The sequence below is a fragment of the Mesorhizobium sp. genome (genome assembly GCF_004962925.1).
GTDB lineage: Bacteria > Pseudomonadota > Alphaproteobacteria > Rhizobiales > Rhizobiaceae > Mesorhizobium.
This window is the reverse complement of record NZ_SUEO01000209.1, coordinates 1-9572: the sequence shown is the minus strand read 5'-3', so window position 1 is coordinate 9572 and position 9572 is coordinate 1. Positions and strand designations below refer to the sequence as shown.

Sequence of the window (9572 nt, the reverse complement as noted above, 5' to 3'; positions counted from 1 at the left end):
GGCGAAGCCGACGCCGACGCTGCCGCCATTCGGCGAAAAGATCGCCGTGTTGATGCCGACGACGTTGCCGCTCACATCCATCAGCGGACCGCCGGAATTGCCGTGGTTGATCGGTGCGTCGATCTGAATGAAGTCGTCGAACGGCCCGCTGTGCAGATCGCGGCCGCGCGCCGAGACGATGCCTGATGTAACCGTGGTGCCGAGGCCGAACGGGTTGCCGAAAGCGAGCACCTGGTCGCCGGGCATGAGCTTGTCGGAATCGCCCCATTTGACGGTCGGCAAAGTCTTGTCGGATTTGACCTTGAGGACGGCGAGGTCGTTCTTGGCGTCGCGGCCGACCAGCTCGGCGGGAAGTTCGGTGCCGTCGTCGAGCGTCACCTTGATCGACGTGGCGCCGTCGATGACGTGATTGTTGGTGACGATGGTGCCGTCTGCAGCGACGATGAAGCCGGAACCGAGCGCCTCTGCGCGAGGCGCCTGCTGCTGCGGCGGGGTCCTCGGGCCGGGCAGTCCCTGATCGCCGAAGAACTGGCGGAAATAGTCGTCGAACGGTGAGTTGTCGCCGAAGGGAGCAGCGTCGCTCATGGTCTCCGACTGTGCCTTCATGACGGTGGTGATCGTCACCACTGCCGGCTTGTCGGCCGCCACGATCGGGGCGAACGATCCATTGGGCACAGTCATGCCGGTGACGGGAGGGGTCACTGTTTCTGCCAGGGCGCCATTCAGCTTTGGGGCGAGCGGCAGGATGAAGGGGCTGACGATCAATGCGGCGCCCAGCAAGGCGGCGACGCGATGTCTGCGAAGAATATGGATGGGTGACATGGCCGTTGTCCGGGCGAGAAATTGGTCGGGCGCCGTGGCGTTCCGTTGGGGAACCGCCCATTCGGCGTGTCGAAGGTCGCCTCGCCTGTCTCGCCTGGCAGGCAGCCGACCGGATCGACAGCCCCCGCATCTAGGGCGGCGATCGTGGTTTCCAGATGATATTACGAAGATTTAATATAACGGGTGAGTGTCGTCCGCTCGCCAGACGCATGGCTGGATTCGAACCCTTGATGAAGGGAATGGAGCCGACTTGAAACAAAAAACCGCCTTGCGGCGGGTCGGCGGCGCGAATCAGCACCATGCGGAAATCAATAGCATAGTTGCCGGCACAAAACAAGAACAAAATGCAGAGATCATTGAGTTCGCATTTGTTCCCGGCTCTGTCCTGCCGGCCATCGACGGCTCCTACGCGCCGATCCCGTCAGTCCGCCCGAGATAGCCGTTAGCGATCTCGCGCATCCGTTTGGCGTCGAAGCTCGGTCCATGGCCGCCACGGCCGATGCGGACCGGCAGATCGAGCAGCCTCTGCATGGTGCGGCGGTACGCGCCCCTGTCGGAGTCCGGCAGGTCGTCGATCAGCATGGCGTCGTAGATGGCGTCGCCGGCGAAGAACAGGCCATCGGCCTCGTCGAACAGCGCGATCGAATCAGGGGAATGGCCGGGCAGATGCAGCACGCGGAACTGCCGATCGCCAAGATCGACCGTGTCGCCCTCTTCAAGCGTCCGCGTCAGCGGCGCCGGCGGGATCTTGTAATCGGCTGCTTTCCAGCCGGGCGCCGGCAGCTTCGAGACGGCACCGGCGAGATCGTGGAACATGTGGGCGTAGGTGACCGCTTCGTCCATGCTGTCGAAATGCGCGGCGCTCATCCTCGGCCCTGCCCGCAACGGGAATTCGTGCAGCGAGCCGACATGGTCGAGATGGATGTGGGTGGCGACGACGAGCAGCGGCTTGCCATTAGGCGTATCGATCTGCGGCGCCAGCGGGCAAATCCCCATGCCGGTGTCGACGAGCAGGTCGACGTCGCGGCCGCGCAGATGCCATATGTTGGCGCGCACGAAATCATGCACGAACGGCTCGGTCAGCGTCGTCGTTTTGGCGTCCACGACGGTCTTGCTGAACCAGTCAGTCATCATCAGACGAACGGCTTCCCGACCTTGTACTTTTCGGGGACCAGCCGCTTCAGATAGGCCATGCCCGCATCGGAGAGCTGGTTGACGTCCGGCAGCATGAAATCGTCGGGCATGTGGCGCGTCTTGCCGGCGACGTTTTTCAGCGGCACCTTCTTCAGCACGGTTTTCTTGCCGTCATATTGCAGCGCTACCGAGCCGCCGCCCTCTTCCGCCACCTTGACGGCGAAAGCGCCGGCGTCGAAGGCTTCCTGCGCGTCGACGGCGCTGATGGCGCCGACATAGCCGCGCGGCATGTAGCCGAGCGCATCGACGCGCGCCCGCTTGCCCGGCAGCCCTTCGGCCAGCGCGCGCTCGAGGGCGGCCGGCAGGTCGCTGCCCGACAGCTTGACGTTGCCATGCGCATCGCGCTCCAGTTTGTCCGGCGGCACCAGGCTTTCGACCAGCGCCTTGCCGTCGGCGGTGCTGACGCCTTCTGAGACCGCAACGATGCAGCGCTTGTGGCGGTCGAGCGTGGCGCGAACATCATCGATGAAGGCTGCAGCCGAGAACGGACGCTCCGGCACATAGACGAGATGCGGGCCGCTGTCGGGGTCAAGCTGCCATGCGGCAGCGGCGGCGGTGAGGAAACCGGCGTGCCGGCCCATGACGATGCCGACATAGATGCCGGGCAGGGCACGGAAGTCGAGGTCGACCGAGAGAAAGGCACCGGCAACGAACTCGGCCGCCGAAATGAAGCCGGGCGTGTGGTCGTTCTCCTCGAGATCGTTGTCGATGGTTTTCGGCGCATGGACGAAAGCCATCTTGCCGCCGGCGGCGTCGGTCAGGATCTGCTGCGTGCCCGACGTGTCGTTGCCGCCGATGTAGATGAAGGCGTCGGCGCCGGCCTTCTTCAGGCCGTCGAGGATGATCTCGCAATATGCGGCATCCGGCTTGTCGCGCGTCGAGCCAAGGGCGGCGCTCGGCGTTGCCGCAATCAGCCGCAACCGGTCCTCGGCAATGGCGGAAAGATCGACATAGTTGCCGTCACGAATGCCGCGCACGCCATGGATGGAGCCTAGAACCTTGGCGCCGGGATGCCGCTTGCGGATCTCGAGCGCGGCGCCCACCATCGTCTGGTTGATGACGGCGGTCGGGCCGCCGCCTTGCGCGATCACAAAAGTTCCGGACATGCTTCACGTCTCCCGAGCAGTGGCTTTGCAAGCACATTCGCCTGTCTTGCGAGATCACGCAACGGGAGAGTCGAGCGGCCGCGCCGGCCGCTATGAGGTCAGACGATAACCGGGAGGGTCAAACGACGACGACCGGGTTCTTCCTGGAGACGCGGCTGTAGAGGTCGATAATGTCCTGATTGATCAGGCGAACGCAGCCCGACGACATCGCCTGGCCGATGCTCCACCATTCGGGCGAGCCGTGGATGCGGTAGCCGGTGTCCTGGCCGTTCTGATAGATGTAGAGGGCGCGCGCGCCGAGCGGATTTTCGGGGCCGCCGGGTTGCCCGCCTTGCCATTTCACCAGCTCCGGCTTGCGGGCGATCATCTCGGCCGGCGGCGTCCAGACCGGCCATTCCTTGCCGTACTGGATGTTGGCGCGGCCGGACCAGCGGAAGCCTTCCTTGCCGATGCCGACGCCGTAGCGGATCGCGTCACCGCCGGGCTGCACCAGATAGAGCAGCCGCTCCTGCGAATGGACGACGATGGTGCCAGGCTGCTCGCCGGTCGGATCGACGACGATCTGGCGGCGGAACTCCGGTTTGACCTTGAGGTAGGGTACTTCCGGCAATGTGAAGCCGCCGTCGGTGACGGAGGCATACATCACACCAGGGCTGGTGATGTTCTTGTCGACGCTGATGCTCGGGCGGATAGGGGTGATCGCGCCGGTGGTGACGCCGTCGAGTTGCAGCGATGGCAAATCGAGCGTCTGGCTGCAGCCGGCAACGCCGAGCAACGCTAGCGCACCGGCGCCGGACAACACCGCGCGGCGGGAAAGCTGGATTTCGGAAATTTCGATTTCGACGGCGTCGCCATTGTACGGCGGCGTCAGACCTTGCGGCAACTCACGCATCTACCCAAACCCTACGCTATCGGCGGGAAACACGGTCCGGCCGGATCGATGGTATTTTCACCAATCATGGTTGAAAAAGCGTGAAGACGTCTTGCCCTACCTTAACCTCTGGCCGAGCCGTCGTGCCGTCTATTTCAATGCTGCCCCTTTACATCGTCGCGGGGTCAAGGATTTATCCTCTTCTTTGAGCTCAAGGAGACGAGCATGTCCTTCGAAAACTGGGCCGCCTTTGCCGCCGCCTCGACGATCCTTCTTGTCATTCCCGGCCCGACCATCCTTCTGGTCGTGTCCTATGCGCTCGGCCAGGGCTGGCGCATGGCGCTGCCGATGGCGGTCGGCGTGGCGTTTGGCGACTTCACCGCGATGACGCTGTCGATGCTCGGCATCGGCGCGCTGCTGGCGGCGTCGGCCACCGTGTTCACAGTGCTGAAGGTGATCGGCGCCGGTTATCTGATTTATCTCGGCATCAAGCTGTTTCGCGCCGGTGGCGCGCTCAGGGCCGAGCCGCGCCTGGATGCGGTTTCGTCGGCCAAGATGATGGCGCATGCCTGGCTGGTCACCGCGCTCAATCCGAAGAGCATCACCTTCTTCGTCGCCTTCCTGCCGCAGTTCCTCGACCGGCATGGCGATTTCTGGACGCAGATGCTGATCTTCGAAACCACCTTCCTGGCGCTCGCCTTCGCCAATGCCTTCGGCTATGCGCTGATCGCGGCTAGAGCGCGCAACGTGGTGCGCAATCCCCGGGCGATCCGCATTTTCAATCGCACCGGCGGCACATTGCTGATCGGCGCCGGCATCGCCACGGTGGCGATGCGTTCGGGCAATTGAGGACATGACATGGCAGTCAGGGACGCATTCGGCCTGACATTTTCGGGCGCCACCGACGCCGGGTTTTCGTCTTACAGCCAGGCTGTCCGCGAACTGCAATGCTTCATCGGCGATCCGGTCTTCTCGGTCGGCCGCGCCATCGCCGAGGATCCCGGCTTCGTCATGGCGCACGTGTTCAAGGGCTATCTCTTCGGCCTCGCCACCGAGCGCGAGGCGACAGCCGTGGCCAGGACATGCCACGAGGCGGCGCTGCCGCTTGCCGCGACGACGCGTGAGCAGGCGCATGTCGCAGCACTTGGCCATCTTGCCGCAGGGCACTGGCATGAAGCCGCCCGCCTGCTCGAGGATATCGCCATCGAGTTTCCGCTCGACGCGCTGGCGCTGCAGACCGGGCACCAGATCGATTTCTTCACCGGCAACGCCCGCATGCTGCGCGACCGCATCGGCCGCGCGCTGCCGTCGTGGCAGAACGGCATGCCGGGCTATCACGCCATACTCGGCATGCAGGCGTTCGGGCTGGAGGAAATGGGCGACTATGCGCGCGCCGAAAAGCTTGGCCGCGCAGCAGTCGACATCGAGCCGCGCGACGGCTGGGCACAGCACGCCGTCGCGCATGTCATGGAGATGCAAAGCCGGCAAAAGGACGGCATTTTGTGGATGCGCGCCAACCCCGAAGCGTGGACGCAAGAAAGCTTCCTGCAAGTGCACAATTGGTGGCATCTGGCGCTGTTTCACTACGATCTCGGCGAAACCGACCAGGTGCTGGCGCTTTATGATGGGCCGATCTACGGCGAGCGCTCGACGCTGGCGCTCAACATGGTCGACGCCTCAGCGATCCTGTGGCGGCTGCATCTCGGCGGCGTCGATGTCGGCGCCCGCTGGGCGGCACTTGCCGCCAACTGGGCCAAGGCAAGCGCCGGTAATTATGCCTTCAACGATGCCCACGCAATGATGGCCTTCGTCGGCGCCGGCCTCGAAGCGCCGGCTCGCACCTTGATCGAGGCGCAGCGCGAGGCCATGAACGGCAACGATGACAACGCCGCCTTCACCCGGGACGTCGGCCATCCCCTGACGCTCGCCATCAAGGCGTTCGGCGACGGCAATTATGCCGAGACGGTACGCCTGATACGCCCTATCCGGGCGATCGCCCATCGCTTCGGCGGCAGCCACGCGCAACGCGACGTCATCGACCTGACGCTGATCGAGGCGGCGCTGCGATCCGGCGACCATGCGCTGGCAAAGGCGCTTGCCGCGGAACGCGCGCTGGCGCGGCCGGACAGTCCGCTGTCGGCGCTGTTCTCACGTCGGGCGGACGTTTTGTCGGAGAATTGACCGGAGGCGGATCTTGTCTTAAAAACTGCCAAGTCAGATTTTTTCGAGATCCGAAAAAATTAATGGCATTGGGAGGATACCATGTATCTCGGCCTCGATCTGGGCACGTCGGGCGTCAAGGCGCTTTTGATCGATGCCGGGCAGTCCGTCATCGGCTCAGGCCATGCTTCACTCGACGTGTCGCGGCCGCATCCCGGCTGGTCGGAGCAGAATCCCGCCAACTGGATCCGCGCCTGCGAGCAAGCGATCGCCGAGCTCAAGGGCTCCCATCCGGGGCAGCTCGCGGCCGTGAAGGGCATCGGCCTGTCCGGCCAGATGCACGGCGCTACCTTGCTCGATGCCGGCGACCAGGTGCTGCGCCCCTGCATTCTGTGGAACGACACACGCAGCCATGCCGAGGCGGCCAAGCTCGACGCCGATCCGCGCTTTCGCAAGCTCACCGGCAACATCGTCTTTCCCGGTTTCACCGCGCCGAAGCTGGTCTGGGTAAAAAACAACGAGCCTGATATTTTCGCCAAGGTGGCAAAGGTCCTGCTGCCGAAGGATTTCCTGCGACTCTGGCTTTCCGGCGAACACATTTCGGAGATGTCGGATTCGGCCGGCACGTCGTGGCTCGATGTCGGCAAGCGGGGCTGGTCATCCGACCTGCTCACTGCCACGTCGCTCGACGAAAGGCAGATGCCGTCGCTGGTCGAAGGCACTGAGAAGGCTGGCGCCTTGCGCAGCGAATTGGCCTCGAAATGGGGAATGCAGGCCGGCATCCCGATCGCCGGCGGCGCGGGCGACAATGCGGCGTCGGCCTGCGGCATGGGCACGGTCGCAGCCGGCCAGGCCTTCGTCTCGCTTGGCACCTCAGGCGTGCTGTTCGCCGCCAACGCGTCCTATCTGCCAAACCCGGAAAGCGCGGTGCATACGTTCTGCCACGCGCTGCCCGACACCTGGCACCAGATGGGCGTCATCCTGTCGGCAACCGATTCGCTCAACTGGCTGTCGGAAATATCAGGGAAAGGCGCCGGCGAGTTGACCGCCGAACTCGGCGATGCGCTGAAAGCGCCGACCGGCGTGTCCTTCCTGCCTTATCTGTCTGGCGAGCGCACGCCGCACAATGACTCGGCCATTCGCGGCTCGTTTACCGGGCTTGCGCATGAAACCAGCCGCACCGTGTTGACCCAGGCCGTGCTGGAGGGCGTGGCTTTCGCCTTCCGCGACAGTCTCGAAGCCTTGGCCAGGGCCGGCACGACGCTGTCGCGGGTGACAGCGATCGGCGGCGGCTCGCGCTCGCGCTACTGGCTGAAGGTAATCGCCACCGCGCTCGGCCTGCCCGTCGACATTCCCGCCGACGGCGATTTTGGCGCTGCCTTCGGTGCAGCCCGGCTCGGCATGATCGCGGCGACGGGTGCCGATCCGCTCAGAGTGTGCACGGCGCCGGCCACCGATGCCACCATCGAACCGGTCGCCGCATTAAGCGATGCCTATGCGGATGCTTATCAGCGCTACCGCTTGCTTTACCCAGCCATCAAGGCCGCCACGGCGTGAGTGGTTTCCCACCCCTGCCGAGGCCTGAGATGACCTCACTGTGCCGGAACCTTGTCGAGAAAGCCGGTGACGCTTTTCAAGCGGCCATTCTCGATGACGCCGATGTCGGTGCCTTCGATGACGGAATCCGTGCCTTCCGGCCCGAGATTCCACGAAAAGCGGATCGTGTCGCCAAACCCGTCCGGCTTGCCCTTCAGCGAGAAACGGAAGCCGGCAAAACGCTGCTGGACGCCGTCGATCAGTGCGGCGACGCCGTCATGGCCGTCGCCCTGCATGATCGGATCGCGATAGCTGACGTCCTCGGTGAAGGCCGCCTTGAGCAAGGCTTGCCGGCGCGCGGTGTCGCTCTCATTCCAGGCGGTGATGTAGTTTTCGGCGATCGTGTTGAGGTCGGTCATGGTCTGTCTCCGTTGTTGAGTGGCTTTGACATGGCCCTTTTCACCCAGCGCCAGCGCGAAACCAATTACGCCTGAGGTAATCAGGACAGAACCATGCGAGAGGATAGACAATCATGAGCAGCGGCTTTTTCGGCGACATCAAGACCATCAAATACGAAGGACCGGATTCGACCAATCCGCTGGCCTACCGGTTCTACGATCCCGACGAGGTGGTCGCCGGCAAGCGGCTGGAAGACCATCTGCGCTTTGCCGTCGCCTACTGGCATTCCTTCGCCTGGCCGGGCGGCGATCCGTTCGGCGGCCAGACCTTCGATCGGCCCTGGTTCGCCAAGGCCGGCGGCACCGACACGATGGAGTTGGCCAAGCTCAAGGCCGATGTCGCCTTCGAGATGTTTTCGCTGCTCGGCGCACCCTATTTCTGCTTCCACGATGCCGATGTACGGCCGGAAGGCAGGGACTTTTCCGAAAGTGCCGCTCGCCTCGACGAGATCGCCGATTACTTCGCCGGCAAGATGAAGCAGACCGGCGTCAAACTGCTTTGGGGCACGGCCAACCTGTTCTCCAACCGCCGCTTCATGTCGGGGGCCGCCACCAATCCCGACCCGGATGTCTTTGCCTATGCGGCAGCGACGGTAAAGCACTGCATCGACGTCACCAAACGGCTGAAGGGCGAGAACTATGTGCTGTGGGGCGGCCGCGAAGGCTATGAGACGCTGCTCAACACCGACCTTGCCCGCGAGCAGGAACAGGCCGGCCGCTTCCTCAATTTGGTCGTCGACTACAAGCACCGGATCGGCTTCAAGGGCACCATCCTGATCGAGCCGAAGCCGCAGGAGCCGACAAAACACCAGTACGATTATGACGTCGCTACGGTCTACGGCTTCTTGAAACGCTTCGGCTTGGAGAAGGAAGTCAAAGTCAACATCGAGCAGGGCCATGCGATCCTGGCCGGCCATTCCTTCGAGCATGAATTGGCGCTGGCCAATGCACTCGGCATCTTCGGCTCGATCGACATGAACCGCAACGACTACCAGTCGGGCTGGGACACCGACCAGTTCCCCAACAATGTGCCGGAGATGGCGCTGGCCTATTACCAGGTCCTGCTGGCGGGTGGCTTCAAGACCGGCGGCACCAATTTCGACGCTAAGCTGCGGCGTCAGTCGCTCGATCCGCAGGATCTGCTGATCGCCCATATCGGCGGCATGGACGCTTGCGCACGCGGCCTCAAGGCTGCCGCCAAAATGGTCGAGGACAAGGCGCTGTCCGCCCCGCTGGCCGAGCGCTATGCCGGCTGGAACTCTGCCGAGGCCAAGGCGATGCTTGCCGGCAAGCGGACGCTGGAGGAGATCGCCGAGCGCGTCGTCAAGAAGAAGATCGAGCCGCAGCCCAAATCCGGCCGCCAGGAACTGCTCGAGAATATCGTCAACCGGTACGTCTGAGGTGTCGCACCGGCGGGTCTTTTGA

General features: G+C 63.8%; 10 protein-coding genes. 5 read left to right on the top strand and 5 right to left on the bottom strand.

All coding sequences use genetic code 11. The annotated features are described in order from the left end of the window. Nucleotides 1–822, bottom strand: an 822-nt coding sequence (locus tag E5W87_RS28960; protein WP_292405340.1) for a trypsin-like peptidase domain-containing protein, incomplete at its 3' end; no start/stop codon positions are given. A gap of 250 nt (nucleotides 823–1072) precedes the next feature. On the opposite strand from E5W87_RS28960, the gene E5W87_RS28955 reads away from it, so the two are divergent. Beyond that, nucleotides 1073–1261, top strand: coding sequence for a hypothetical protein (locus E5W87_RS28955; protein WP_292405337.1), 189 nt, complete (start codon nucleotides 1073–1075; stop codon nucleotides 1259–1261). On the opposite strand, the gene E5W87_RS28950 is transcribed toward E5W87_RS28955, so the two are convergent. The 3 genes from E5W87_RS28950 to E5W87_RS28940 form a co-directional block, all read right to left on the bottom strand. After that, entirely contained in the window at nucleotides 1228–1953 is a 726-nt protein-coding gene (locus E5W87_RS28950; RefSeq protein ID WP_292405351.1) for an MBL fold metallo-hydrolase, read from the bottom strand. The two genes, E5W87_RS28955 and E5W87_RS28950, sit on opposite strands and share 34 nt — an antisense overlap. A 2-nt stretch (nucleotides 1954–1955) precedes the next feature. Further along, entirely contained in the window at nucleotides 1956–3122 is a 1167-nt protein-coding gene (locus E5W87_RS28945; RefSeq protein WP_292405334.1) for a diphosphate--fructose-6-phosphate 1-phosphotransferase, read from the bottom strand. A 118-nt stretch (nucleotides 3123–3240) separates the two neighbouring features. Continuing rightward, the gene (locus E5W87_RS28940) at nucleotides 3241–4014 is read right to left on the bottom strand and encodes a L,D-transpeptidase (protein WP_292405331.1); all 774 of its coding nucleotides are present in this window, start codon (nucleotides 4012–4014) and stop codon (nucleotides 3241–3243) included. A 204-nt stretch (nucleotides 4015–4218) separates the two neighbouring features. Here E5W87_RS28940 and E5W87_RS28935 point away from each other — a divergent pair, with 204 nt between their 5' ends. From E5W87_RS28935 to xylB, 3 genes are all read left to right on the top strand, one after another. Beyond that, the gene (locus E5W87_RS28935; RefSeq protein WP_292405325.1) at nucleotides 4219–4842 is read left to right on the top strand and encodes a LysE family translocator; all 624 of its coding nucleotides are present in this window, start codon (nucleotides 4219–4221) and stop codon (nucleotides 4840–4842) included. Between the two features lie 9 nt (nucleotides 4843–4851). Further along, nucleotides 4852–6174 carry a tetratricopeptide repeat protein gene (locus E5W87_RS28930; RefSeq protein WP_292405322.1) on the top strand — a complete coding sequence of 441 codons (1323 nt, stop codon included), beginning with the start codon at nucleotides 4852–4854 and terminating at the stop codon, nucleotides 6172–6174. An 81-nt stretch (nucleotides 6175–6255) separates the two neighbouring features. After that, entirely contained in the window at nucleotides 6256–7710 is a 1455-nt protein-coding gene (xylB, locus tag E5W87_RS28925) for a xylulokinase (protein WP_292405318.1), read from the top strand. A 35-nt stretch (nucleotides 7711–7745) separates the two neighbouring features. On the opposite strand, the gene E5W87_RS28920 is transcribed toward xylB, so the two are convergent. After that, on the bottom strand, nucleotides 7746–8108 hold the full coding sequence (locus tag E5W87_RS28920; RefSeq protein WP_292405315.1) for a nuclear transport factor 2 family protein: 363 nt from the start codon (nucleotides 8106–8108) through the stop codon (nucleotides 7746–7748). Between the two features lie 113 nt (nucleotides 8109–8221). On the opposite strand from E5W87_RS28920, the gene xylA reads away from it, so the two are divergent. Next, on the top strand, nucleotides 8222–9547 hold the full coding sequence (gene xylA, locus E5W87_RS28915; RefSeq protein ID WP_292405312.1) for a xylose isomerase: 1326 nt from the start codon (nucleotides 8222–8224) through the stop codon (nucleotides 9545–9547). Nucleotides 9548–9572 lie beyond the last annotated feature (25 nt).